The sequence below is a fragment of the Kitasatospora sp. NPDC089797 genome, from assembly GCF_040684795.1.
Taxonomy (GTDB): domain Bacteria; phylum Actinomycetota; class Actinomycetes; order Streptomycetales; family Streptomycetaceae; genus Kitasatospora.
In genome coordinates this window covers 204,633-229,556 of sequence record NZ_JBFBGS010000001.1, presented here as the reverse complement: position 1 = coordinate 229,556, position 24,924 = coordinate 204,633, and the positions used below count along the sequence as shown (strand labels likewise).

21 protein-coding genes are annotated in these 24,924 nt (G+C 70.2%); 10 read left to right on the top strand and 11 right to left on the bottom strand.

The genetic code is table 11. The features are described 5' to 3' along the window. Positions 1–266: 266 nt before the first annotated feature. A complete protein-coding gene (locus AB0O91_RS01000) occupies positions 267–914 on the bottom strand; it encodes a TetR/AcrR family transcriptional regulator (RefSeq protein WP_363426876.1) in 648 nt (215 codons plus the stop codon). Positions 915–1,032: 118 nt separating this feature from the next. Here AB0O91_RS01000 and AB0O91_RS00995 point away from each other — a divergent pair, with 118 nt between their 5' ends. After that, positions 1,033–2,496 carry an MFS transporter gene (locus AB0O91_RS00995; protein WP_363426874.1) on the top strand — a complete coding sequence of 488 codons (1,464 nt, stop codon included), beginning with the start codon at positions 1,033–1,035 and terminating at the stop codon, positions 2,494–2,496. A gap of 57 nt (positions 2,497–2,553) precedes the next feature. After that, the gene (locus AB0O91_RS00990) at positions 2,554–2,979 is read left to right on the top strand and encodes a VOC family protein (protein ID WP_363426873.1); all 426 of its coding nucleotides are present in this window, start codon (positions 2,554–2,556) and stop codon (positions 2,977–2,979) included. Between the two features lie 102 nt (positions 2,980–3,081). Here AB0O91_RS00990 and AB0O91_RS00985 read toward each other — a convergent pair whose 3' ends face one another. The 7 genes from AB0O91_RS00985 to AB0O91_RS00955 all read right to left on the bottom strand — a co-directional run bounded on the left by AB0O91_RS00985 (position 3,082) and on the right by AB0O91_RS00955 (position 10,579). After that, the gene (locus AB0O91_RS00985) at positions 3,082–4,644 is read right to left on the bottom strand and encodes a carbamoyltransferase C-terminal domain-containing protein (protein ID WP_363426872.1); all 1,563 of its coding nucleotides are present in this window, start codon (positions 4,642–4,644) and stop codon (positions 3,082–3,084) included. A gap of 51 nt (positions 4,645–4,695) precedes the next feature. Continuing rightward, positions 4,696–5,523 (bottom strand): histidinol-phosphatase, encoded by an 828-nt coding sequence (gene hisN / locus AB0O91_RS00980; protein ID WP_363426871.1) that lies wholly within the window; start codon positions 5,521–5,523, stop codon positions 4,696–4,698. Next, complete coding sequence (locus tag AB0O91_RS00975) at positions 5,520–6,218, bottom strand: methyltransferase (RefSeq protein ID WP_363426869.1); 699 nt, start codon at positions 6,216–6,218, stop codon at positions 5,520–5,522. The genes hisN and AB0O91_RS00975 overlap by 4 nt, the downstream gene beginning before the upstream one ends. A gap of 31 nt (positions 6,219–6,249) precedes the next feature. Further along, the gene (locus tag AB0O91_RS00970) at positions 6,250–7,539 is read right to left on the bottom strand and encodes a DegT/DnrJ/EryC1/StrS family aminotransferase (RefSeq protein ID WP_363426868.1); all 1,290 of its coding nucleotides are present in this window, start codon (positions 7,537–7,539) and stop codon (positions 6,250–6,252) included. A 32-nt stretch (positions 7,540–7,571) separates the two neighbouring features. After that, the gene (locus tag AB0O91_RS00965; RefSeq protein ID WP_363426867.1) at positions 7,572–8,588 is read right to left on the bottom strand and encodes a Gfo/Idh/MocA family oxidoreductase; all 1,017 of its coding nucleotides are present in this window, start codon (positions 8,586–8,588) and stop codon (positions 7,572–7,574) included. A gap of 80 nt (positions 8,589–8,668) precedes the next feature. Beyond that, positions 8,669–9,160: an NUDIX domain-containing protein gene (locus tag AB0O91_RS00960; RefSeq protein ID WP_363426865.1), complete on the bottom strand. Its 492-nt coding sequence runs from the start codon at positions 9,158–9,160 to the stop codon at positions 8,669–8,671. Between the two features lie 576 nt (positions 9,161–9,736). Then, positions 9,737–10,579 (bottom strand): methyltransferase domain-containing protein, encoded by an 843-nt coding sequence (locus AB0O91_RS00955; protein ID WP_363426863.1) that lies wholly within the window; start codon positions 10,577–10,579, stop codon positions 9,737–9,739. Positions 10,580–11,132: 553 nt separating this feature from the next. Here AB0O91_RS00955 and AB0O91_RS00950 point away from each other — a divergent pair. Then, positions 11,133–12,521: a cytochrome P450 gene (locus AB0O91_RS00950; protein WP_363426862.1), complete on the top strand. Its 1,389-nt coding sequence runs from the start codon at positions 11,133–11,135 to the stop codon at positions 12,519–12,521. Positions 12,522–12,581: 60 nt separating this feature from the next. On the opposite strand, the gene AB0O91_RS00945 is transcribed toward AB0O91_RS00950, so the two are convergent. Further along, entirely contained in the window at positions 12,582–13,226 is a 645-nt protein-coding gene (locus tag AB0O91_RS00945) for a TetR/AcrR family transcriptional regulator (protein ID WP_363426861.1), read from the bottom strand. A 146-nt stretch (positions 13,227–13,372) separates the two neighbouring features. On the opposite strand from AB0O91_RS00945, the gene AB0O91_RS00940 reads away from it, so the two are divergent. After that, positions 13,373–14,131: an SDR family oxidoreductase gene (locus AB0O91_RS00940; RefSeq protein WP_363426859.1), complete on the top strand. Its 759-nt coding sequence runs from the start codon at positions 13,373–13,375 to the stop codon at positions 14,129–14,131. A gap of 205 nt (positions 14,132–14,336) precedes the next feature. On the opposite strand, the gene AB0O91_RS00935 is transcribed toward AB0O91_RS00940, so the two are convergent. Further along, on the bottom strand, positions 14,337–15,188 hold the full coding sequence (locus AB0O91_RS00935; RefSeq protein ID WP_363426858.1) for an alpha/beta hydrolase: 852 nt from the start codon (positions 15,186–15,188) through the stop codon (positions 14,337–14,339). Positions 15,189–15,621: 433 nt separating this feature from the next. Between AB0O91_RS00935 and AB0O91_RS00930 the strand changes: the two genes are divergently transcribed. The 4 genes from AB0O91_RS00930 (at position 15,622) to AB0O91_RS00915 (ending at position 20,076) form a co-directional block, all read left to right on the top strand. Further along, entirely contained in the window at positions 15,622–17,973 is a 2,352-nt protein-coding gene (locus AB0O91_RS00930) for a polysaccharide lyase 8 family protein (RefSeq protein ID WP_363426856.1), read from the top strand. Positions 17,974–18,227: 254 nt separating this feature from the next. Continuing rightward, a complete protein-coding gene (locus AB0O91_RS00925; RefSeq protein WP_363426855.1) occupies positions 18,228–18,806 on the top strand; it encodes a hypothetical protein in 579 nt (192 codons plus the stop codon). Between the two features lie 364 nt (positions 18,807–19,170). Next, positions 19,171–19,677: a hypothetical protein gene (locus AB0O91_RS00920; RefSeq protein ID WP_363426854.1), complete on the top strand. Its 507-nt coding sequence runs from the start codon at positions 19,171–19,173 to the stop codon at positions 19,675–19,677. A 108-nt stretch (positions 19,678–19,785) separates the two neighbouring features. Beyond that, on the top strand, positions 19,786–20,076 hold the full coding sequence (locus AB0O91_RS00915; RefSeq protein WP_363426853.1) for an IPT/TIG domain-containing protein: 291 nt from the start codon (positions 19,786–19,788) through the stop codon (positions 20,074–20,076). A gap of 94 nt (positions 20,077–20,170) precedes the next feature. Here the strand turns inward: AB0O91_RS00915 and AB0O91_RS00910 are convergent, their stop codons facing one another. Further along, the gene (locus tag AB0O91_RS00910) at positions 20,171–20,512 is read right to left on the bottom strand and encodes a hypothetical protein (protein ID WP_363426852.1); all 342 of its coding nucleotides are present in this window, start codon (positions 20,510–20,512) and stop codon (positions 20,171–20,173) included. A gap of 276 nt (positions 20,513–20,788) precedes the next feature. Here AB0O91_RS00910 and AB0O91_RS00905 point away from each other — a divergent pair, with 276 nt between their 5' ends. Then, positions 20,789–23,662, top strand: a complete 2,874-nt coding sequence (locus AB0O91_RS00905) for a hypothetical protein (protein WP_363426850.1) — start codon at positions 20,789–20,791, stop codon at positions 23,660–23,662. Further along, the gene (locus AB0O91_RS00900; RefSeq protein ID WP_363426849.1) at positions 23,659–24,924 is read left to right on the top strand and encodes a hypothetical protein; all 1,266 of its coding nucleotides are present in this window, start codon (positions 23,659–23,661) and stop codon (positions 24,922–24,924) included. The genes AB0O91_RS00905 and AB0O91_RS00900 overlap by 4 nt, the downstream gene beginning before the upstream one ends.

Here is a 24,924-nt window from a genome sequence, read left to right as displayed (position 1 = left end):
TTGCCGCCGAATACCGTTTCCTGTGCCTTCGGCATCGGCGTCGCGATGGACGGGTGCAACCCCACCGAACCACCCGCACGGGCCAACGGGCCAACCGTCCGCGAGGCCCCGAGCCTCGGGCCCGGACTCCGCGGCTGACCGGCCGGTCGGAGTGGACGACGCCTGCGCCGGCGGCCGCCCGGCCGACGCCGAGGGTGAGCCCGGTGCCCCGCTCCCCTGGCTGCCCCGCTCCCCTGGCTGCGCCGTTTCCCGGGTGTGCCGTCGCGTCACGCCATCCGGGTGCCGGCCGGGTAGGCGGCCCGCAGTCGGTCGAAGCCGCGGCCGAGGGCGGCGTCCACGGATTCGCGGACCTCTGCCGCGGGTCGCCCGGCGGCGAGCTGTTCGTGCAGCACGTCGAAGGCCGTGGCGGCGACGGCGGCCGCGAGGGCGGCGAGGAGTTCGGCCTGGCCGGCGCCCGCCCGGGGGCCGAAGTGCTCGGTGATCTCCTGGGCGAGGAGGTCGCGGCGTTCGCGTTCCAGCGGGCTGTACGCGCGCATCAGGGCGGGGCTGTCGAGGAGGATCCGGGCGAACACCCGGCCGCGTTCCACCGTGTCGGCGTCGAGCACCAGCCCGGTGGCGCCCCGGTAGAAGGCGTGCAGGCGGTCGACCAGCCCGGCCACGTCGCCCGCGCCGCCGACGGCCTCGGCCAGGCCCTCGTTGAACTCGCCGCGCCGGCTGAAGAAGATCTCCTCCTTCGAGCCGTAGTGGGTGAACACGGTGGCGGGCGCCACGTCGGCGGCGTGGGCGATGTCGGTCAAGCGCACGGCGTCGAACCCGTGCTCGGCGAAGAGCGCGAAGGCCGCCTCGTAGATCTTGCGCCGGGTGCGCTCCTTCTTGGGCAGACGCGGCGCGGTCGGGGTGTCGGTGGCGGCCATGGGGGCAGCATAGCGCCCGACCAGCGGAATTAGTGGAACTCCATTTTTATAGTTACTCTCAAAATGACCCGGCGGGCCGCCCGCCCCTCGGGGTCGCGCCCGCACATCTGGAGCCGCCATGACCGACCGCCCCTCCGTACCCGCCACCGGCCGGACAGCCGCCCCGACTCCCAGGGCCGTCGGCCGTGCCGCCCGCTCCACCACCCCCGTGCTCTGGATCGCCTGCGCGGCACAGTTCATGGTCATCCTCGACGTGTCGATCGTGAACGTCGCACTCCCGCAGATCCGTTCGGCGCTCGACCTCGGCCCCTCCGGCCTCCAGTGGATCGTCAGCGCCTACACCCTCGCCTTCGCCGGGCTCCTCCTGCTCGGCGGCCGACTCGCCGACCTGGTCGGGCCCAAGCGCGCCTTCACCACCGGGCTCACCGCCTTCACGGCGGCCTCCCTGGTCTGCGGCCTGGCCACCGACGGACCGCTGCTGGTCACCGCCCGCGCCGTCCAGGGCCTCGGCGGCGCGCTGCTCGCCCCGGCGACCCTGACCCTCATCATGACCACCTTCACCGAACCCGGACCGCGCACCCGCGCGATGGGCACCTGGAGCGCCGTCATGGCCGCCGGCGGCGCGGCCGGCGCCGTCCTCGGCGGCGTGCTCACCGAATACGCCGGCTGGCGCTGGGTGTTCTTCGTCAACGTGCCGATCGGCGTGGCACTGCTCGCCGCGACGGTCCCCCTGGTCCCGGCGGCCGCCCGGGCCGCCGCCGGACGCCGCCTCGACCTGCCGGGTGCCCTCACCGTGACCGCCGGGCTGACCCTGCTCACCTACGGCATCGTCGCCACCGAGACCCGCTCCTGGAGCGCCCCCGCGGTCTGGGCGCCGGCCGCCGCCGCGGCCGTCCTGCTGACCGCCTTCACGGTCGTCGAACGGCGCAGCACCCACCCGCTGGTCCCCCTGACCGCGCTGCGCCGCCCCACCCTCGTGCTCGCCAACGCGACCGTGTTCGCCCTGGGCGCCGCGATGTTCGCGATGTGGTTCCTGCTCTCCCTCTACTTCCAACAGGTGCTCCACTACACCCCGTTGCAGGCGGGACTCGCCTTCGTCCCCGGCGGGCTCGCCATCATCGCCGGCGCCCGGGCCGCCACCCGCCTGATCCTGCGCACCAGCCCCGGCCGACTCGCGGCCGCCGGCATGGTGCTCGCCACCGCCGGCTTCGTCTGGCTGTCCCGGATCACCCCCGACAGCACCTACGGCCTCGCCGTCCTGCCCCCGTTCGTCCTCTGCACCCTCGGCCTGGGCCTGGCCACCATGCCGCTCACCGTCGCCGCCACCAGCGGCGCCGCACCCGAGGAGGCCGGACTCGCCTCGGGCCTGGTGAACACCTCCCGCCAGGTCGGCGGCGCCCTGGGCCTGGCCGTCCTCGCCTCCGTCGCCGCCCACACCACCGCCGCCCACGGTGGGACCGCGGCCCAGGCCGCCACCGCCGGCTACGCCCAGGCCCTGCTCACCGCCGCCGCGTTCACCGCGACGGCCGTGCTCCTCGCCCTCGCCCTCGCCCTCCCCAGACTCCGGCCGGGCCGCGCCTGACGGGCGCACCGCACCGACCGGCCCCACAAGGAACACCCCAGGAGTGAAAACGCCACCATGGCCAACGAGTTGAACCACATCATCGTCCACTGCAAGGACCGCCGCCGCAGCGCCGCCTTCCTCGCCGACCTGATGGACGCCCCCGCCCCCGTCGACTGGGCGCGCTTCACCCAGGTCACCACCTCCAACGACGTCGGCATCGACTTCGCCGACGACCTGGTCCCCGCCGACGCCATCAACATCAGCCACCTCGCCTTCCTGGTCACCGACCCGGAGTTCGACGCCGTCCTGGCCAAGCTCGGCGCCGCCGGCCTGCCCTACTGGGCCGACCCCGCCATGAGCCGCGCGGGCGAGATCAACCACGACTACGACGGCCGCGGCCTCTACCTCCTCGACCCCGGCGGCACCGTCTCCATCGAGTTCATCACCACCCCCTACGGCGACGTCCCCCAGCCCCGCACCACCGTCCCCTCCGCCGCCTGACGGAGTCGGCACCCCCGTCGTGCCGTGCCGCCCCGACGCGGCACGGCACGACGCGGCACGACGGCCGTCGGCCGCACCCGGGCGGTTCGGGGCGCCCGCGGATCACCGCGGTGTGATGAAGGCGTCGTTGACGACGTATCCGTCCAGTCCGTGCCGCTCACCGTAGGCGATCAGGTCGCTGCTCCGGTTGATGAACCCGCGTCCCGAGTAGTTGAGCGAGGTGTTGCAGAGGACGCTGAATCCGGTCAGCTCGCCGAAGGCGCCCAGCAGCGCGCCCATCTCCGGGTTCGCGGCCGGGTCGACGGTCTGGACACGGGCCGTTCCGTCGACGTGCGTCACCGCGCGCAGGTCCACGGACTCGACCCGGCTGAAGTACAGCATGTAGGGGTCGGGGACGCCGCCGCTGAACCAGCGGCCCGCGTCCTGCTCGAGACAGATCGGGGCGATGGGGCGGTACCCCTCCCGCTGCTTGATCCTGTTGAGCCTGGCCGTGGTCTCCTCGGTGAAGGGAGCGGCCAGGATCGACCGGTTCCCGAGCGCGCGGGGGCCGATCTCCCAGCGGCCCCGCGCCCAGCCGATGATGTTCCCGTCGCGGAGGTAGCGGGCGACCTCGCCGTGGTTCAGCGGGCGGACCTCGTAGTGTCGCGGGTCGAACCCGACGTCCTCGACGAACTCGCCGCCCGCGTAGACGTCCCACTCCAGGTCGGCCGACCCGGTGTAGAAGTGCTGGGCGTCGATGGCGGTCCCGATCGCGGAGCCGCTGTCGTTGGGGCACGGCGGCACGAAGACCGCGGGGAAGAGCCCGCACTCGCGCCAGCGGCGGTTCCACTCGCAGTTGAGCCCGCAGCCCCCGGAGATGAGCAGCGGGATGCCCTCGGTCAGGTGCTCCCGGGCGTAGGCGTGGAACCGGTCGAAGATGGCGTCCGACAGCCGGGCCGCCAGGTTCCTGTACGCGCTCGATTCGACGCCGATGTTGTGGAACGGGGAATCGGTCATCCGGTCCTTCAGGCTCCCGGTGATGACCTCCTTCTGGCCGAGGATGACGTCGATGACGTCCTGTTCCGCCCGGGTCGCCGGACGGTTCTCGGCGAATCCGGCCAGGGCCATCTGCTTGCCGGCGTCCTGGAACCGGACGAACTCCTGGTGCGGGCTGAACTTCGGGTCGGCGAGCGCGAATCCGTAGGAGTACTTGTTGCCGGGGTAGTTGAGCACCTCCTTGAGGTGGGTCACCGTCCCGCGTTCGTCGATCCGGTAGAACGAGCCGATGTTCCCCTCCCACACCAGGCTGTAGAAGGGCTGGTCCCGGCGCAGGGCCGACATCCCGTAGGACGTCATGATGTGGGAGCGCTCATGGGTGGAGGAGAAGACGCGCACGGGCTTGCCGAAGAACCGGCCGGCCTCGTCCGTGATCGCGGACCCGCCCACACCGAAGTACCCGGCGCGCGCGGGCTGGTCGGTGCACTGGGTCCCCTTGATCCAGCCGCTCACGGCGAGGACGTCCGGCTGCCCGTCCAGCCGGTCCGCCGCCGTCGCGAACATCTCGGCGGTCGGATTGCTGTAGCGCAGGAACGAGTCCTTCTCCGCCTCCAGGGAGAAGAGCAGCCTGCCGTCCTCGACGGCCGCGATCGCCGCGTCATGGCCTTCCTTGAGGGAGAGAATCAGCATGATGGTCCGTTTCTCCTCGGTTTCCACGTCCGACGGTTCGGGGCGGCGGGTTCAGGTTCCGCGCGGTGCGGGTGCTGCGGGCGACGCCGAGAGGGCCTCCAGGGCGAGCCGGTGCAACCGCGGGTTGGCGGACAGGGCACCGGTGCCGTTGCGGGGCGAGGCGCCCAGGAGGTCGGTGCAGAGACCGCCGGCCTCCTCGACGAGGACCTGGACCGCGGCGATGTCCCAGGGGTTGACGACCGGTTCGGCCGCGATGTCGAGGGTTCCCTCGGCGACCATGCAGTGCTGGAGGAAGTCGCCGAAGGCGCGGTCCTCCCAGCAGGCCTCGGCCAGGCGCAGATAGGCCGCACGCGAGTGGAAGACGTCCCAGGTGCGGGTGCTGGTGGTGGACAGGTACGCCTGGTCGAGGCGGGTGCGGCCGGAGACCCGCAACGGCACGGGGGCGCTGTCGGCCGGTCCGCGCCGCAGCCAGGCGCCCCGGTGCGCCGCGGCCCACCAGCGGCTGTGCAGGGCGGGGGCGCTGATCACGCCGACGGTAGGGCGGCCGTCCTCCAGCAGGGCGATCAACGTGGCCCAGACCGGTACGCCGCGCAGGAAGTTCCTGGTGCCGTCGACGGGGTCGACCAGCCAGGTGCGCCCGGACGTGACGGAGCCGCCGGTCTCCTCCCCCGCGAAGGCGTCATCCGGGCGGGCGGACCGCAGTGCCTCGCGCACGGCCGTCTCGACGGCGGTGTCCGCGTCGGTCACCGGCGTACGGTCCGGTTTCTCCTGGACGCGCAGGTCGAGGGCCTGGAAGCGACGGTTGGTGATCCCGTCGGCGAGGTCGCCCAGCCGGAGGGCCAGTTCGAGATCGTCCTGCGGTGCCCCGGGCTGCGTCACCGGACCACGTCCGGGTGCAGTTCGAGCAGGTGGTACTCCATGACGCCCACTTCCTCGATCCGGCGGACCTTGCGCAGCAGCTCGATCCGCAGGCCGGCTTCCCCCGCGATGCCGTCGAGCCGTGCGCGGTCCCCGAGGACGGCGGTGCCCAGCAGCAGCCGGCCGCCGTCGGTCAGGTACGCGTGCGCCCCGGCGAGGTAGCGGGCCTGGCCCCGGTAGCCGGGGTCGAAGACGGCGGAGTGCAGGTCGCTGGAGAGCGCGAAACCGTCCTCCACATAGGTCCAGGGCACGTTCCAGAAGATCGTGTCGAAACGGCTCAGGGGGTCGAGCGCGGCGTACATGTCGCTGTGGAGGGCGTGGACCCGGTCGCCCACCCCGTGCCGCTCGGCGTTGGCGACGGTGTTCGCCACGGCCTTGTCGTTGATGTCCAGAGCGGTGACGGAGGCGCAGCCGCTGAGCGCGGCGGTGACGGAGATGACGCCCGTGCCGCAGCCGACCTCCAGGAACGAGCCGCCCCGGGGGTAGGGCACCATCGAGGCCATCACCTCGGTCGCGGCGCTCAGGGTGGCGGGCCAGACGCCCCGGTGCAGGCTCCACTCCCGTCCCAGCAGGGTGAAGGAGTCCGGCAGGTCGTCACCGGCGAGGACGTGCTGCAGCGCCTTCACCACGTCCTCGGGCGACTCTTCGACAGTCATGGCCACTCCCTCTTCGGCGGTGCGGTGTCGGTCATCGGGGCAGTTCGGCCGCGTACCGGACCAGCGCGTCGCGGTGACGGCCGACCTTGCGGAACGCCTCGGCGTACTGGTCGATGAGCGCCTTGTCCGCGGGCCAGTCGGTGAACGTCGGCAGGGAGAGCGCGTGCTGCTCGACGTGCTCGGCCTGCGAGTCGGCCCCTGCTGCGGGGGCCTTCTTCGGCGTTCCGGGGAAGAGGGGGTTCTCCGGGCGGGCGTAGAGCGGCAGGGTCGACAGCCGGGGGCCGGAGGGCGCGCCGACCTCCATGCCTTCGGCACGCAGCGCCCGGATGAGCACGGACCGCGGAACGCCGCCCAGCGCCTCGGGCCGGTAGAGCGGCTTGTAGCCGTACCAGGCGCCCATGTCGACGTGGTCGGCGACGTGGACCGGCGCCAGGTACTCCACGTCCGCGAGTTGCTCGCCGAAGTGCCGCAGGCAGCGGTGCCGGGCCTCCTTGCGCGCCGGGAAGGCGGCCAGCGCGTGCCGGGCGACGATGGCGTTGAACGGTGACATGCGCAGCTTGAGCCCGAAACCGGTGACCCAGTGGGCCCGCAGGTCCTCGTCGAGGACGGAGTCCCGGGAGCGGTCGCGATAGTGCCCGAGGAGGGTGGCGCGGTCCTGGATCCCGGGGTCGTCGGTGACGAGGATGCCGCCCTCTCCGGCGTAGACGGCCTTGTTGGCCTGGAGCGAGAAGACGGCGGCGTCGCCGAAGGTGCCGACGGGCCTGCCCTTGTAGCGGCTGCCGTGGGCGTGCGAGCAGTCCTCCAGGACGCGCAGCCCGTGCCGTTCGGCGATCGACAGGATGGCGTCCATGTCGCAGGGGTGGCCCCACTGGTGGACGACGGTGACCACCTTGGTGCGCTCGGTCAGCGCGGACCGGAGTGCGTCGGGGTCCAGCCCGCGGGTCTCGGGGTCGATGTCGGCCAGGACCACGTCCCCGCGGAGCGCGAAGACGGGGCTCAGCGCGGCGTGGTAGGTGAGCGCCGGTCCCACGACGTCCACCCCCTCACGCACGCCGAGGGCGAAGTAGGCCGCGAGCAGCGCGCTGGTACCGGAGTTGAAGGTGACGGCGTAGCGGGCGCCGCCCTCCAGGAAGGCGAGGAAGTCGGCTTCCAGCCGGCCGATCGGGCCGCTGTTGCCCTTGATGGAGATGTCGGTGTTCCGCTGCGCGGCCAGCTCGGACAGCTCCGCCTCGTCCGCGGGGGGCGGCCAGACCTCGTGGGGCAGCGGCTGTTCGATGGTGGGCGCGCCTCCGAGGAGGGCGAGCCGTTCGTCGGTGCTCATGTGCGGTCTTCCTGTCGTCGCGGGGTGCGGGGTCAGGCGCACCGGTCGGCGAGTTCGGGCGCCCCGCCCGAACGCTCCCGGTAGATCCCGTCGATCGTGCGGACGGTGGCGAGCTGACGCCGGAGGTGGTCCCGGCGGTAGTCGCGGTCCTCCAGGCGGTCCAGATAGTGGATGATCATGGATCGGGTGATGTCCGCCTTGGAGCCTTCCGAGGCGTAGCGTTCCAACTGCGCCCCGCCGACGGCGTGCAGGGTGGCGGCCCCGGGCGCGACGTTCAACGCGCCGTCCGAACCGAGCACACAGAGGTGCTCGGTCTTCGCGAGGCTGTGGCGGGAGATGCGCAGCGAGCCCGCCAGCCTCCTCGACGGGTAGCTGCACATCAGGCCGACCAGATCCTCCAGTCGGCGGTCCCTCGTCTCCTGGTACTGGTGCACGAAGGCGGCGTGCACCCGGGGGGCTTCGGGGAACAGCCCGCTGAGCACATCGACGAGGTGGTAGCCCATGTCGAGGAGCACACCGCCCCTCGCCTGCTCCCAGGACGCGCGCCAACCCGTGGTCGGACGGGCCAGGTTGAAGTGGTAGTCGTAGGAGAACCAGTAGGGTTCCCCGATCCGCGCGAGGTTGTCCCGGGCGAACCGGAACACCGGGTCGAAGTTCCGTTGCAGCAGGGTGAAGACGCTGCGGTCGGCCTGCTGCGCGAGACGTATCAGGTCCCGGGCCTCCGGTTCGGTGACCGCGAACGGCTTCTCCTTGATGACGTGCCGGCCGTGCGCCAGCAGCCTCGTGCAGACCGGGTAGTGCTCGCCGTGCGGCACGGTCACCACTGCGGCGTCGAAGTCGACTGCCTTCAGCGCGTCGTCGAGGCAGCTGTAATACGGGAATCCCCAGTGGCCGGCGAGCGAAAGGGCGGTCGGCGCGGAGTCGACGCCGCCGACGACCTCCGCACTCTCCCGGATGATCGGCAGATACTCCTTTCCCTGCTGTCCGGCAAATCCGATCAGCAGGACTCGTGGTCGCGGACGCATGTTCTTCGACCTGTCACCGGGCATGCGGAACATTCCCCTCACAGAACACCGCTGGACGATGGTGCGGGCGGCCGGGACGAGCGTGCGAGGAACCGGATTCCGACTTACTCGTCCGCAAACGGTTCGGAAAGCCCGGTGGATCTCCCCGAATGATCGGCGAGCCAGGCGTGTGCCGCGGCGACCACGTCCTTGATGAAGGTGCTTCCGCTGCGCAGCGCGTTCTCGTCGAGCAGCGAGACCTCCCCGGCGGCCAGCCAGGCGAACTCGGTGTGCTTGTTCCGTTCCAGTACGGGCGACGAGAGGTCCCCGTCCACCTCGACGACGTAGTCGGACTCGATGTGCCGGACGCCGCCCCCCGTCCATTCCTGGTGTGCCACCCGGGCGAGAACGCGGCGCAGCCGCCACCCGGTCTCCTCCGCGATCTCCCTGCGGAGCGCTCCCAGGAGGGTCTCCCCCGCTTCCGCCGCTCCACCGACGATGTCCCAGCATCCGGGGAAGAGGGAGCGGTCGGCGGACCGGCGCTGGACGAAGATCCGGCCGGTCGGGTCCCGGATCAGCGCGCCCACCACCGGTCGGGGCTCGGCCACCTCGGTCATGACGGCGCCCCTTCGCGTTCGGAGGGGCCTGATCCGGTCCACACCTGCCACCACACGCCGTCCGGAGCGGATCCGCCGGCCCGATTCCCTCGTTCCCGGGACGCGGAAACGGTGTTTCCGTGCCGCGGGCTGAATGCGTGTGGATTCGAACAGTTTGAACGGAACTGTCGAAGCAAGGTGGAGTAGTATGAATTATTATTGGAGAAGGAATGATCTCGAACCTGCATCTCCACTCTCCGATGCTACCCGGATTTCCGGGGAGCATACGGGGGATGCGATTCTTTGGGCTGCCTTGACTTTCCCTTGACAGAATATCGGCCCGCGTGCTGCGGGGATCACGTGCCGACGGATATCGCGGATCCGACCCGCCGGAATCGCTGGGGCGAACGCGGACCCACTCACGGACCGCTCCGGCCGGCTCCGTGGACGGCGGGTTCCCCAGAGCGCTTTCTTGAGCGATTCTTTCCTGCCACCGCTGACGGATCGTGAGGGAACGGGTTGGCCGGATCGGCCACCCGTCACGACCGCGGCGACACCCGTCTTCGGCTCCCGCCCTCCCCCGGGCCGGCCCTCCGCTCACCGACGGCGTGCGACCACGAAGGCGTAGCCGACCTGCGGGAGTTCGCCGAACCGGGGAAGGGAACGCGTGAAGGCGAAGAACTCGTAGTGGGGGTCGTCGGCGGCGGGCGCGACCTCGGCGAAGGCGTCGGCGAACGCCTGGTAGGTGCGCCGGACGTGGTCTCCGACGTCCTGGAACTCCACCACCTCCAGACCGGCGCGGTCCAGGGCCGCACGGAGCTCCGCCGGCTCGGGGAGCGACGGGGACCGGAACGCCCGGCACGTCCGGCGGACGGTCTCCGCGGCCTCGCCGGTCACCGGCGACCGGAGCAGCACATCGGTGACCACCAGCGGGCTGCCCGGCCGCAGGGTCCGGGCGATCTCGGTGAGTGCGGCGGTCCGGTCGGGAATGTGCATCATCGACTCGATCGCCCAGGCACCGTCGAAGGACGCGTCCTCGAAGGGCAGTGCGCAGGCGTCCGCGTAGCGGAAGTCCACCCGGTCGGCGAGCCCGGCGGCCTCCGCCCGGGCCCGGGCGAGGACGATGTCCTCGGCGCTGACCGAGATGGCCGCCACCTGCACACCGGTGGCCCGGGCGATGCGCAGCGCGGGCCGTCCCGTTCCGCAGCCGACGTCCAGCAGGCGACGGCCGGGCGCGGCGGCCAGCCGCCCGGCCACGAGGTCGGTGAGCCGGTCGGTGGCCTGGTCGAGCGTCCGTTCGTCCGTCGGGCCGTCCCAGTAACCGACGTGGATGTTCCCGTCGACGGCCGCGCCGTCCACGGTCCCGGCGGGCTCGTCACGGTGCGGGTCAGGGCCGGGCGCGGAGGGGGCGGGGTGCTGCACGGACGGGTCATCGGTCATCGGGATCTCCCGGTGTGAGGGGGGTGTCAGACGGCCGACCGGGCCGTCTACGAGATGGGCCGGTGCTCCGACCGGCCGATCGGCGCCTGCCCCGGCCGCCTGCGCGACGCGTGCGGGCCGACAACCCGCACCTCGTCACACCGGTCACCGTCGGGCGGCGTCGGGCGGCGTCCCACCGAACCGGTCCAGCGCTTCCGGCGGCCCGCCGTCGAAGGCGCGGCCGCGGTTCTCCCCGGGTGCGGGCGTCCGGCCCTTGCGTCCCTGGAGTACAACACCAGGTTTCTGACCCGGTGACGCACTGTCAAGGTTTCGCCGCAACCGGTACGACCCGAAGCTCAGGACGGCGCACACCGGTCACCGCGCGCCCGCCACGGGCGTTCAGGCCGTTCCGCCGCGCGGTGCACCGAGTCCGGCTCCTGCTCCGGCCGATCGTGCGCCGTGAAGCCCGACCGGGGCGACTACCCTGGACACCTGACCTGCGGCCGCCACACCGCCCGGGCGGCCGTTCACCTGACACTCCGTCCACCCGGAAGCCCCACCAGCGGAGCAGGCGATGGCGAACGCACAGTCCCCCGTACCGGCCCTCCCCGGAGCCGTCCCCCTCCTGGGACACCTGATCCCCTTCGTCCGCAACCCCATGGCGTTCCTCCACCGCGTGCAGGAGTTCGGCGACCTGGTCCAAGTCCGGTTCGGCAGCACACCGGTCTACGTGGTCACCTCCCCCGAGTTGCTCACCCGGCTGCTGATCACCAACGTCAGGAACTTCGACAAGGGCCGCCTCTTCGACAAGGCCCGGGCCGTCCTGGGAAACGGGCTCCTCACCTCCGAGTCCGACTTCCACCTCCGGCAACGCCGACTGATCCAACCCGCCTTCCACCACGCGAACATCACCGCCTGGGGCGCGACGATCCACCGCACCGCCACCGCCGCCGTCGACTCCTGGACGCCCCACCGGCCGCTCGACGTCGCCGACGCGATGCACCGGATCTCCCTGGACGTGATCGCCGACACCCTCTTCGCCGCGGATGCCAGTCCTGAACTCAAGGCGAAGTTCCTCCGGTCGTCGCCCGTCATCGTCAGGGGGTTCGTCACCCAGATCCTCTACCCCTCCGGCGTCCTGGGGCGCGTCCCGCTCCCCGACAACCTCAGGTTCCGGCGCGCCGCCCGTGAGTTGCGCGGCGCGTTCGACGACCTCGTCGCCGCCCGCCGGGACGGCCCGGCCGACCGCGCCGATCTCATCTCGGCCCTGTGCGGGAGCCACGAGGGCGTCGGCGGCGGCTACGCCATGACGGACGAACAGGTCCGGGACGAGGCCGTGTCCGTCCTCCTCGCCGGCACGGAGACGGTCGCCACCGCCATGGCCTGGCTCTTCCACGAGCTCAGCCTGCGCCCGGAGCTGCAACGGCAACTCCGGTCCGAGATCCGGCAGGTGACCGCCGGCCGCGCGGTGACGGTGGCCGACCTCCCCCGGTTGGCCGGCCTGGGCAACGTCCTCAGCGAGACGCTGCGCCTCCACACACCGAACTGGGTCCTGACCCGCCGCGCCCTGGTCGACACCCGGTTCGGCGAGTACCACCTCCCCGCCGGCGCCGACCTCCTGTTCAGCCCCGCCACCCTGCACCGGGACGCCCGCCGCTACCCCCGGCCCCTGACCTTCGACCCCGAGCGCTGGACCTCCGGGCGCAGCCCCCGGGAGCGGAACACCCTGATCCCCTTCGGCGCCGGACGCCGGAAGTGCATCGGAGAGTCCTTCGCCAGGAACGAGATGCTGCTCATCGCGGCGGCCTGCCTCACCCGCTGGACGCTGGTCCCCGCGCCGCACTCCACCGTCACCGAGTCCAAGTACCTGGGGACGATCCAGCCGAGGGGCCTGAGCCTGGTGCCGACGCCGCACGCTCACCCGCTCACCCGGGCGGACGCCTCGGACGCCCCCCGACCGTGACGGGGTGCGGGAGCGCGCGATGACGCGTCGCGCGCCGGTGTCGGGGCAACCGGCTCCGGGTCAGGCCGACGGGGCGGCGGCGTACCTGGCGAGCATGGTCCGGACGGCCTCCTCGACGGCGTGGTCGACGTCGGCCGCTGCGGGGTCCCAGCCGGTCAGCAGCATGCGGGGCCACAGGACGTAGTTGGCGATCATGCCGAGGAACTGGTTCGCGGCGCTCTCTGCGTCGGGCACCTCGGCGTTGCCCGCCTCGTGCTCGGCTTCCAAGTACCGCTGGACGGAGGCGAAGTAGGGCAGTTTGCCGAGCTCGAACTGCATCCGGCCCAGCTCGGGGAAGCGCGGCAGTTCGGCGATGACGATCCGGAACAGGCCTGCCATACGGGGCCGGCCGATCAGGTCGGCGTAGCGGTTGCCGATGGCCGTCAGCCCGGAGCGCAGGTCTCCCGCCTCCGGCCGCGTCGCAGTGTCGCCGACGTCGCCGGAGTCGCGCTGCCAGGACTCGGTGACGATGGCCTCGAAGAGAGCCGCCTTGGTGGGGAACTGCTTGAACAGGGTGGACTTCGAGACCTCGGCCGCTTCGGCGATCCGCGCGAGGGAGGTGCCGTCGTAGCCGCGGTCCAGGAACAGCTCCGTGGCCGCGGCGGTGATCGCCTCGCGCTTCTGCTGGGCGAGCCTGCGGTGGTGCGCGGTGAGTTCTGCTGCCATGCGGAGAGTATGCCGTAGATGCGAGGCGAGTCACTTGACTCGCCTCCAGGGGCCGCCTACGGTGCATCAGCAAGGCGAGTCGAGTGACTCGCCTCGGATCTGTGACACCTGGTCACGCCCAGGTTGTCGCACCGGGGAGGAAGCTCATGACAATCGACAGGATCGCTCTGGTGACCGGTGCGAACCGCGGCCTCGGGCGCAGCACCGCCGTGGCCCTGGCCGCGCGCGGAGTGCGGGTCGTGGTCACCCACCGCGGCGATGCGGCCGGGGCCGAGCGGACGGCGGACGAGGTGCGGGCCGTGGGTGGGACCGCCGCCGTCCTGCGGCTCGACATCGGCGACATCCCCTCCTTCGCGTCCTTCACCTCCGCGCTGGGCGAGCAGCTGGAACGCTGGGGTGCCTCGCGGTTCGACATCCTGGTCAACAACGCGGGGGTGGGGGTCTTCGGGCCGCTGGAGACCGTCACGGTCGACGACTTCGACACGGTGATGGGCACCAACGTCCGGGGCACGTTCTTCCTCATCCAGGCACTCGTGCCGCTGCTGGCCCCGGGCGGCCACGTCATCAACGTCTCGACGTCGCTGACCCGCCACACCAGCCCCGCCACCTCCGTCTACTCCGCGTCGAAGGCCGCCGTCGAAGCCCTGAGCCGCACCCTCGCCGCGGAGCTCGGGCCGCGCGGCATCCGGGTCAACTCCGTCGCCCCGGGGCCGACCGCCACCGACTTCAACGGCGGAGCGATGCGGGACGACGCCGGAATGCGCGAGGTGCTGGCCGGACGGACCGCGCTCGGCCGCGTCGGCGAACCCGAGGAGATCGGCGACGCCATCGCCACGCTGGCCTCCGAGGGACTGCGCTGGGTCACCGCCCAGCGCCTCGAGGTCTCCGGCGGCGCCTTCCTCTGACGCCGGACGACCGCCGGCACTTCGAGCCCTGCACGTCACCGGGTTCCGTGCCCGGTCACCTGTCCGGAGAACCCGGGCCCCGGCGGGGCGTTCGCGTCGATCGCGCCGCCGGCGCTGGAGCCGGAGCGGGGCTCGGAGCCGGGCTCGGAGCCGGATTCGGACGAGGGCCGAGCCGGTGGCGGGCCGAGGTGCGCCGCAGAGTCGGTCAGTTCTCGGCGAGCCAGCGCGTGACGACGTCACCGAACGCGGCTGCGTCGTCCAGCCAGGGGTGGTGCCCGGCCCCGGGCTGGACGACGAGCTGCACCCAGCCGTCCTTGAACAGCCCGCCGAGCTGCGTCGCGAGCACCGGGCTGGGGCTGAAGTCCAGCTCCCCGACCAGGAGCAGGACCGGGATCTCCAGCCCCGCGATCGCGGCCCGCGTCGCGTCGGGGTCGAACGCGCCCTCCGCGTAGTGCGCCGCGCGGGCCGCACGGTTGAGCTGCGTGGCGCGCCCGGCATGGTGCTCCTGCGCGGTCCCGTCCCACCGGCCGTACCAGAACGGGCCCGCCAGCACGCCGTCCTCGTCGGACCCGACATCCGTCCAGTCCCTGCGGAACGGGCCGATCGCCTCGTCGTACCAGGGCTCGTCCTTCCGCAGCGAGGTCGCGGCCTCGAGGCTGCCCTCGTCGACCCTGATCCCGACGGCCCGCATCCCCGGCGTGATCAGCGCCAGGCTCGCGACCCGCTTGGGGTACCGCTGGAGGTAGAGGACACCGAGGTTCGCCCCGGCCGAGTGGGTGAACAGGTCGACCTTCTCCAGCCCGAGGTGCACGCGCAGGGCCTCGACGTCCTCGACGACACGGTCGCAGCGGTAGCTCCCGGTCTCGGCGGGCTCGGGGGAATCGCCGGTGCCGCGGTGGTCGAGCAGGACCAGCTGCCGGTGGGCGGACAGCCCGCCGAAGTCACCGAGGTACTCCGAAGCGCGCATCGCGCCGCCGGGCAGGCAGATCAACGGCTCGCCCTCACCGATGAGGTGGTAGGCCAGTTCGGCACCGTCGTAGGAGGAGAAAGTTGGCATGCTGCGAGCTTTCCACCCCGTTGTCGATCTTCGCAACGGGGATCCGGATCGCCACCGACCTGCTCGGCACCGCGCGGACCAGCTCCGGGTTCGACGAGCGGGCCGAGGCCCTGCGGGCCACCGGCGCCCGGGGTATCGAGCCGACACCGAACGCCCGTCGGTGGATTGCTTCCTCGTTCCTTCGACCACCGCTTCGGCGAACGCCCGGCGAATCGCCCGACGACGAGCCGCAGCCGACCGCGGCCGGGCGGTTGGTCTGCTCGTAGGACTCGGCCTGCCTGCATTCGGACGGGGTGCGCCCCGGCGCCGCAGGTCGTGCCGAGCGCCTCGGGCGGCGGGGGTGAAGCTGGCCGGAATCCGCCGCCCCGGGCACCCGGGCACCCGGGCACCCGGGCACCCGGGCACCCGGGCACAACCGTGAGGGGAATCCACCATGCCGACCGGCGCGTCCGAGAGGCCCGAAAACTCCGGGCACCACAAGCACCCCGACCACCCCCGCCACACCGAGTTCTCCGAACTACGCGCCAGATGGACCCACCTGATGCTGGGCCGGGACTTCGACCCCGCCGAGCAGCCGTTCAAGTACCGGCTCTCCGTCCTCGGCAAGGAAGCCCGCACCCACCACGAGACGATGCTGCGGGCGCCCGGCCCGCTCTGGTCCGACCTGGACTTCACCGCCACCCAGGACGCGCACACGCGCTCCTCGCGCATGCGCGACAGCTACAAGCGACTGCGGCTCCTGGCCCAGGCGTTCGTCCAACCCGGAACCGGCCTCACCGGCGACGGGAAGCTCCTCGACGCCGTGCTGTACGGCCTGCACCACCTGAACACCACCGTCTACAACGCGTCGACCCCGTCCGACTCCGCCAACTGGTGGGACTGGCAGATCGGCGCGCCCCAGCACCTCCTGGACACCTGCGTGCTGGTGCACCCGCACCTCGCCGCCGAGCGGATCCACCAGTACGTGCAGGCCGTCGACCACTTCGTGACGGACGCAAAGGTCGACAAGTCCACCGGTGCCAACCGGGTCGACCTGTGCCTCGTCCTGGTGCTGCGCGGCCTCGTGGGCGAGCGGTCGGAGAAGGTGGAGCAAGGCGTCGAGGCACTCTCCGCGGTGTTCCCCCACGTCACCTCCGGTGACGGGCTGTACGCCGACGGCTCGCTCATCCAGCACGGGAACGTCCCCTACACGGGCACCTACGGCCAGATTCTGCTCGACGGCCTGGGCCGCCTCCTCGCCCTGCTCCACGGCTCCCGGTGGGCCGTCACCGACCCGCTCCGGCGGAACATCTACGACGCCGTCGACCGGACCTTCGCGCCGTGCCTCCACGACGGGCTGGTGATGGACCACGTCAGCGGCCGGGCGATCAGCCGCCAGGGCGACAGCGACCACGGCCGCGGCCACTCGCTCATCGCCGCCATCGTGCTGCTGGGAGAGTCCGCGACCGTCGCCGATCGTCAGCGCTGGCGGGCGATGGCCAAGGGCTGGCTGCAACGCGACTCCTGGACGGAGCCGCTGAGCGGCCTCGGCATCGACAGTCTGTCGCGGATCAAGCCGCTCCTGGACGACGACGACACGGAGCCCGCCCCGGAGCCGGTCGGCCACACGATCTTCCCGGCGATGAACCGCGCCGTGCACCGCAGGCCGCAGTGGACGGCGACGGTGTCCATGTCGTCCGAGTGGATCACCTACTACGAGACCGGCAACGGCGAGAACCTGCACGGCTGGCACACCGGTCAGGGCATGCTCTTCACCTGGACCGGCGCCGGTGAACTCGGCCAGTACGCGGACGCCTTCTGGCCCACCGTCGACCCGTACCGTCTGCCGGGCACCACCGTGTCGAGGAAGACGCTCGCCGACGGCTACCCGGGCGACTGGCACGATGCCAAGCCGGGCGTGCGCTGGGTCGGCGGCACCACCGACGGGACGTACGCGGCGATCGGCCAGAACATCCGGGGCCTGAACAGCACCCTTCAGGCGAAGAAGTCCTGGTTCTTCCTCGACGACTGCGTCGTGTGCCTGGGCGCCGGCATCCGGGCCGCCGCCCGGGAACTCATCGACACCGTCGTCGACAACCGCAACCTCGGGGAGCACGGCGGCCGGACGTTCACCGCCGGCGACGGGACAACCCTCACCGAGCTCACCGGGCCCTTCCCGCACCGGACGTTCCCGGGCGCCCGGTGGGCCCAACTCTCGGACCACGGCGGCTACATCTTCATCGGCGGCGTCAACCTCCAAGCAGTGTGGGAGAAGCGCGAAGGCACGTGGCGCGCCATCAACCGCGGCGGCTCCACGGCGCCCATCAGCCGCGAGTACCTGACGTTGTACCTGGCACACGGCACCCCGAGCCGACCGGCCGGTTCCGACTACGCCTACGTGCTGCTGCCCGGCGCCGGCCGCGCCACCGTCAAGTCCAGGGCGAAGAAGACCGACAACTGGCTCAAGCTCTCCGCCAACAACGAGAACCAGCAGGGCGTCGCGGTACCCGCGCTCGGGCTCAGGGCCGTCAACTTCTGGTACGGCGGCACGGTCGGCCCGCTCACCGCCACCGCCCCTGCCGCTGTCCTGGTCCGCGAGGTGGACACCACCGGCACCCTCTGCGTGTCCGACCCCAAGCGCACGGGCGAGAGCCTCGACGTCACCTGGGACCGGCCGGTCACCGAAGTGATCTTCCACGACCCCTCGGTGGAGGTGCTGCACTGCGGCACATCGCTGAAACTGCGGATCGATCCGGGCACGGCCGGTACGACCCACCGCTGTGTGGTGCGGACGGCCGCGCCCTGAGGCCTCCGCCGGCCGAACGCCTTCCGATCCTCCCCAGCAGATTCGTTCGTCCTCATGCGAACAGATCACCACTCCGTGCGGGGACCGACGTGCCGCGCATAGCCTCGGATCAGCTGGACGGCTCCGGCCACGCGACGTGCGGACTCTCCCGCGCCATCCGCCGAAGGCCGTTCTCCGTTCTCCGTTCTCACCACACCCACGAAGGAAGCAGCATGTCAAGACGTCGGTTCGGGCGATCCCTCTGCGTGACCGCCATGGCGATCGGATCCCTGGCCACCACCACCTCCACCGCCACCGCAGCCACCTCCCAGGAGATCCCGATCACCAACCCGGCGTTCATCCAGCCCCGGGTGGACCCGAACAACCTCGCCACTTACGACCAGAACAACAACGCGATCGTCGGCTGGCGCGTCATCAGCGGCAACGTCGATGTCTACGGCACCAAGCTCGCCAGGCTCGGGACCGACTTCCAGGCGGTCGACCTCAACGGCAACAAGCGCGGTGGGATCGAGCAGGCCATCCCCATCGCCACTCTCAACCCCGCACCGGCCGCCGTCGTCACGATCGGGTTCCAGGCCAGGAACAACGACCATCCGAACTGCCCCAAGGACGTCGAGCAGAAGTTCCACGTCCAGTTCGCCGACAACCCCGGCGGCAGAGTCTCCTTCAACCTCTTCACCGTGAACGAGCCGGGGCCGTACGCGGACTGGCAGCCGCTGGAGGCGCAGATCACCTCTCCCGCCGGGGTCAAGATGCTCCAGTTCGTCTCGGACAACGACGGCTACTGCAGCGGGCTCATCACCAAGATCACGGCCGTCGAGACCCAGTCGTAGTCGGTCGAGTGCCGGCAGGTCAGGCCACGACCGCCCGAATCGGCGGACCAGGCGCTCGGTCACACAGGAAGCGAATTAGCCCGCCCGCGTTGAACCTCGGCAAGATAGGAGCTACACGAACTTCCCGGTGGTAGGTTCTCCCCCGGAGGCGATTCCGCCCGACACCTGCACCGCGGGGACACCGCGAGAAGAACGTGCATCGAGTCCCGAGACCACGACTCCGGACTCGCCGTCGCCGTATCAATCCTTCTTCGAAGCACCGATCCCCCACGACTGAAGCCGTGGCCGTCTGCTGCTCGAATCCGAAGGTGATCTTCCCGCGCATCCGGCGGTCGACGCGCATCTTCCAGACCGGAGAAATCCAGTGACCATCACCAAGAAAACGGTTGCCGTCATCTCCACGACGGCTGCGATCGCCGGCGCAACGATCCTCGGCGCCGGAGCGGCAACGGCCGAACCCCGCGCCGTGGAGTTCACCAGGACCATCCAGAACGTGTACTACAACCAGAATCTCGACTACCGCAACACCCCCCAGGTCAAGACCCAGCTTCCGGGCGGCGACTTCCAGAACTGGACGTTCAAGCTGGTCGGGCAGACGGCGGATGGGACCGGGATCTACACGATCCGCTGGGGCGAGGTGAGCTGCATCACGAACCTCGGCCTCGACAAGGACGTGATCACGAACGCCTGCGACGACCTCAACCTCGCGCAGCGGTGGATCGTCGAGACCACCTCGGGCCAGACCACGATCGCGAGCCAGAAGAGCCCGAACCAGGTCCTCCAGGCGAACGGGAACGACGAAGTCGTCACCACCACCCCGGTCTTCGGCGACCCTTCGCCGAAGCAGCTCTGGACCCTCTACAAGCCGTAGCCGACCGCCCGGGTCCGCCCGGAATCGGCGGAGGCCAGGCCCACAATCCCCCGGGCGGACCGGAACAGCCCCGCCCGGGTATCACCACCCACACATCCGGAGGAAGAAGTGTCTGACACAAGAGCCCTCAAGCGTCCGATCATCGAGCACCTCGAGCCCGACAACGGGAAGGTCGACCAGACGATCATCATCGGGGGCCAGAACCTGGCCGGCGTCCAGTCGGTGACGTTCGTCGACTCCCACAACAACAAGAAGAGCGGCTCGAACCTCAAGGTGATCTCCAACGACGAAGTGCAGGTCACGGTGCCGAAGGGGCTGACCTCCGGCGTCGCCCAGGTCACCGTCACGAGCCCGGGCGGCACGAGCACACCCCCCACCGACTTCCCGATCATCGGTTAGCCGACCGCGCGGGATTCGGCCAACAGGCGGGTGCGGGATCTTCGGGCCGAGGCTCTCCGAACCGCACCCGCCGTGGCTGTTCCCGCGCCCAGCTTCACGGAACAGGACGCACCGGGTGAACACAACCATCCAGCAATTCGTTCGGATCCACGACTCCAAGCTCTATCAGATGCCCCGCACCCAGACCGACAAGGGCTGGTGTGGATATCTCGTCGGCACCGAGGAAGAACCACCGGAGCGGATCTCGATCGGCGATTCCCTGGACAGCTTCAACGGCCACTACCTCTTCGCCCTGGCTGCCCCTGACCTGAGTACGCAAGAGAACGCAGAACGCTTCATCGAGGAAACGCGATTCTTCCTGGAGCGTTTCACCGGCAGCGATGAACGTGCTTGCGCCTGGCTTGCCGACCCGCTGCCGCCACCCGAAGGTTGGCAAGGTGTCGCCTTCACCTTCGCCAAGAAGATCCTCACCTGGCAGTCAAGTTCCGACTTCAGGCCGCTCCTCCCTGCCGGCGCCACTCTGTCGGTGCCCATCGGAACCACGGTATCGAGCGATGACGCAGGGCTTGTCCTTTCCAGCACAGGGCCCGACGAGATCGTCCTGAAGAATTGGTCACGCGTTCCCACTATCGACCCGTCCAAAGCCCGGGTTCCTCTTCGCGGTCCCTATTCGGGCTGCCTTCTGATCGGCGGGACGCTCTGGCTCTCGTCCATGCTGATCGAGCTGGAGGGCGGCATCCGCTACGCGTATCGCGACCCCGAAGGCTCGCTGATCACCCAGGTCTACCCGCTACTGGACGGCACCGCGCCGATCGAGCTGCCGTACGTGGCCTCGTTCGACCCGTTGGACCCGTTCAACGAGTCCGGCTCCACCGTGAACGAGGTGGACGGGCTGCGGAGAACCGTGTTCGCATTCTCCGCCCCCCAGGCTTCGATCGGCTACGCCAGTCACCTGCGCACGCCGCCGGGAAAGACCGTGAGCCTGATCCCGCTGGGCGGTGTCGACGCCCACGACGAGCCCGTGGCGAACACCGCCGGTCTCGTCTTCGAACGCTCCGACCTCACCGGGAAGGACAGGAACGCCGGCTACCTCACCTTCACCGGCGACTGGGGGATGACGGTCGACGGATCGGCGCCCGGTACCGAGCAGGAGCTGCTCTGCGGCGTCTTCGGCCTCGAACGCATCGCCTTCCGGACTCACACCACCGCACCGGGAGCCGTCTTCGACAGGCTGCGCCTGATGTCGGGCCGACCCGCGTTCGCGGAGCGATTTCCGTACAGGGATGTGTCGTTGACTCAGCCCGCCGACTCGGCACCTCCCCTGACCGACCGGCTGCGCACCTCCTACGCCACGGTGGTCTCCGGGGACTCCCACCCGGTCGAGTACCGTGCGCAGCCGGAGAGCGACCCGCTCTACGCGTCGTCGGCGGCCGGTACCTCCCACAAGGTCCTGGACTTCCTGAACGTCGGCGTACCGTTGCCGGCCGGCCCGGGGTTCGCCATCCCGTTGGTGCCGTCGTCCGGGGTGGGCACCCGGATGAGCGACCCGCAGTTCCCCCGCGAGGAGCTCGGCCCGTTCGAGAGCCAGGTGCTCGCGGTGGCCCGCAAGGCGGCGGTGCGCCCCGCCGCCCTGGAGGCGTTGCGCGCGGCGGTCCGGGACGCGGCCACCCGGGACAAGAAGGGCAAGCTGACGACGGCGACGACACCGCAGGGGTTCCTGGTCACCCTCGACGGTGCACGGTACGAGACCGTCACCATGGCCCGCACCGAACAGCCGGACTTCGCCTTCCAGCATCCCGACGCCGAGTTGATCAGTCTGCTCCAGACCAACCAGCTCTTCGCGGTCGTCGCCGACCCGACGCATCTGGGGGCGTTCGGCGCCGGCAGCGGCGCGGCGTTCCGGAACACCGTGGGGATCAGCGGGTGGACCATGACCGCCAACGTCGGCCGGGCGTCGACCAGTAGCGACTACCGGAACGTCCTGATCCTCAAGTTCTGCGACGGCACGCTGCGCGACCGCGTCGCCAACCCGGACATGTGGAGCGACCCCGAGGACTTCTCGCTCCTACCCGACCAGCCGGACCCGGCCAGCGCACTCACCGGGCTGTCCCAATGGCTGACCGGGTTCATCGAGCAGGCGCAGCGCGAGGCCAAGGACGGCAACACGCTCTACACCGAGTTCGCCCGGGTCGCGACGGACCCGAACTGGAAGGGCCTGCTGGTCCTGCGCGCGGACGTGAATCCGCTGGGCCTGCCGGACCAACTGCGCGGCCTCGCCGCGGGGATCGACTTCGAGCAGTTCTGCGCCCACCACTTCGGCGTCACCGTCACGCCGGTCACCGCACCGGACGGCTCGCTCGGGATCTCCGGCCCCAGCAGCAGCTTCGGGCTGATCGACTACCAGCACCCCCAGTTCCGCGCCTCGGTCGCCAACGGGTCCTCGCCGGACGCGCCGCTGCCCCTGCCGGTCGACGGCCCGTACGGGTTCACCGTCCTCCAACTCCAGGCGCTGTTCCGCAACTCCGTGCTGACGGACTTCCGCAGCCGGGTGCAGCTCACCGCCAACGAGCTGTTCGGTTCCCGGGTGCTGGCCACCTACGGGGCGACCGGGCGCGAGCCCGCCAACGCGGCCGTGCTGAAGGGCACCTACCAGAACCAGGGAGGCGCCCCGACGTACGTCATCGAGAGCAGCGCCCCCACCGTGTTCACGCTGGACAGCAACGTCCTGCCGACGGTCGGGTTCAACCGGATCCAGTTCAACACCCTGACCCCGGGCGCCGGGGCGGACGCCGAGATCCGCAGCCGCCTCCAGGTCTGGGGCAGCCTGGCCTTCGCCGAACTCCCCGGTCTGCAGAAGGGCGAGTCGTTCGACCTGCTCTCCTTCGGCCCCGCGGCGCAGGACGGCGCGAGCAGACCCAGCGCGGACGGGCTCGCCTTCTCCGGCCTGCACCTCGACCTGACATCGGCGGTGGCCACGCCCAACGCGGTCGCCTACGCCTTCGACGCCTCAGGGCTCGCCTTCCACCTGACCTCCAGCACAGCGCGCGAGGGAAGCCTGTTCTCGACGTTCGCCCTCCAACTGGACGGCTTCCACATCGGCTCGGACGACCGGCGCCCGCGCGACCTGGGCTACCTCCCGGTCGACCTCGACGCCTCGATCGACCAGCTCAAGGGGCCGTGGTACGGGATCGCCTACAAGATCACCATGGGCACCCCGGGCGCGCTGGTCTCCCAGGCCGGCTTCACCTCACGGCTGTTGGTCGCCTGGTCGCCCCAGACCAAGGCCGGTGATCCCACCTGCTCCGCCTTCGCCGGCCTGCAACTCCCGGGTGCGGCGCCGGGGGCGAAGGCGCTGAGCCTCGAAGGCATCCTGAAGCTCTCCATCGGCCGACTGCAACTGCTCCGCCAACCCGTCGCGGGCAGCACCCAGCAGAAGGCCTTCGTCCTCAAGCTCGCGAACATCGGCCTGTCCGTCCTCGGCCTGGCGAAACTCCCACCCGGCGTCGCCATCCACTTCTTCCTCTTCGGCGACCCGAAGGGGAACGGTGCACTCGGCTGGTACGCGGCGTACGTCAAGAACGGATGACCATGCCTGTTGGCATTCTGTGCTGGAACATCAGTAATCTCGGAGGATCGGCCGCACCAAAGCATCCCGACTACATCGCGAACGTCGTACAGGCGGCAGAACCGCAGTTCATCGTCCTCATCGAGGTGCTCTCCGACGAGAGTGAGGACAGGGGGAAGCTGCTCCCCACTGACCCCGGCCCCCAGGAATGCCTGACGAAGAGAACGGAGATCCAGACCTACTTCCCGGCCGGGGACTGGAAGCTCGTCCCTCCGCTGCACACCGGCCTACGGGAGGCGGTGGCGGTCTTCTACGACTCGAACCACTGGTACTTCACCGGGCCGAACATTTGGACCGGCACTTCGGAGAAACCGGACCCGAAGAAGACCCTGGCCGGATACCAGCGGGATTTTGCGGATGCGATGGGCAACCGGAAGATTCCCGACGACGCCTTTCACAATCCCGGACTCCGCGAGAACCAGTGTGCCGCGCGAGTGGCCTACTCGGATTCTGCGGGCAACGTGCTCGAAGCGGTCGGTGGCCCGAAGAAGCACGCGCCGTATGTCACGACCTTCGCAGCGGTGGACAAGCCGGGAAAGGTTCGGAAATCTGTATCAATCATTGCCGTGCACGGGTCCAGGGGGAAAGAGAGCGCAGATTACATCAGATCGCTGGCCCGGGTGGCTGAAATCGCCGAAGACCTCCACGACGGGGAAGTGCGGCTCGTCCTGGGCGATTTCAACCTGAACTCCGTCCAGCTGGACAAAACGGACGGCAGGGTTAAGTACAACACCGAATTCAACACTCTGATCGACGATCCCCTGCGCTACACACTCCTTCTGAAGGCAACTGACAGCGTCCACACCGTAGGCGTCTTCGGAGGATATCCATCTCGTTTCTCAACGTCCCTCAGAAGGGGCGCTGCAGCGTCCCTGTGGCCCCGTAGCAATAACGAGACGACCAGATATCCAGGATACTTCTACACAAAAGATGTCAATGACCACTTCAGTCTCGACAATTCTTACATCAAATCCCGTGGAGTGAGCCTCGAAGGCGCCAACCTGACGATCCTCAATCCGGTGGTCGGAGCCCCGTACACCGATGTGTTTCCGCTCGACGAGGAGCACCTCAGGCTGAGAAAGCTCGTTGCCAGCGGGTACCAGATCACCGCGGAATCCGAAGGCAACAGACCGAAATCCTCAGCCGTCGAAGCCAAGTTCAGGGCCGCGTACCAGCCCTTCTACGAAACAAGCGACCACCTGCCGATCCTGATCGAGTTCTAG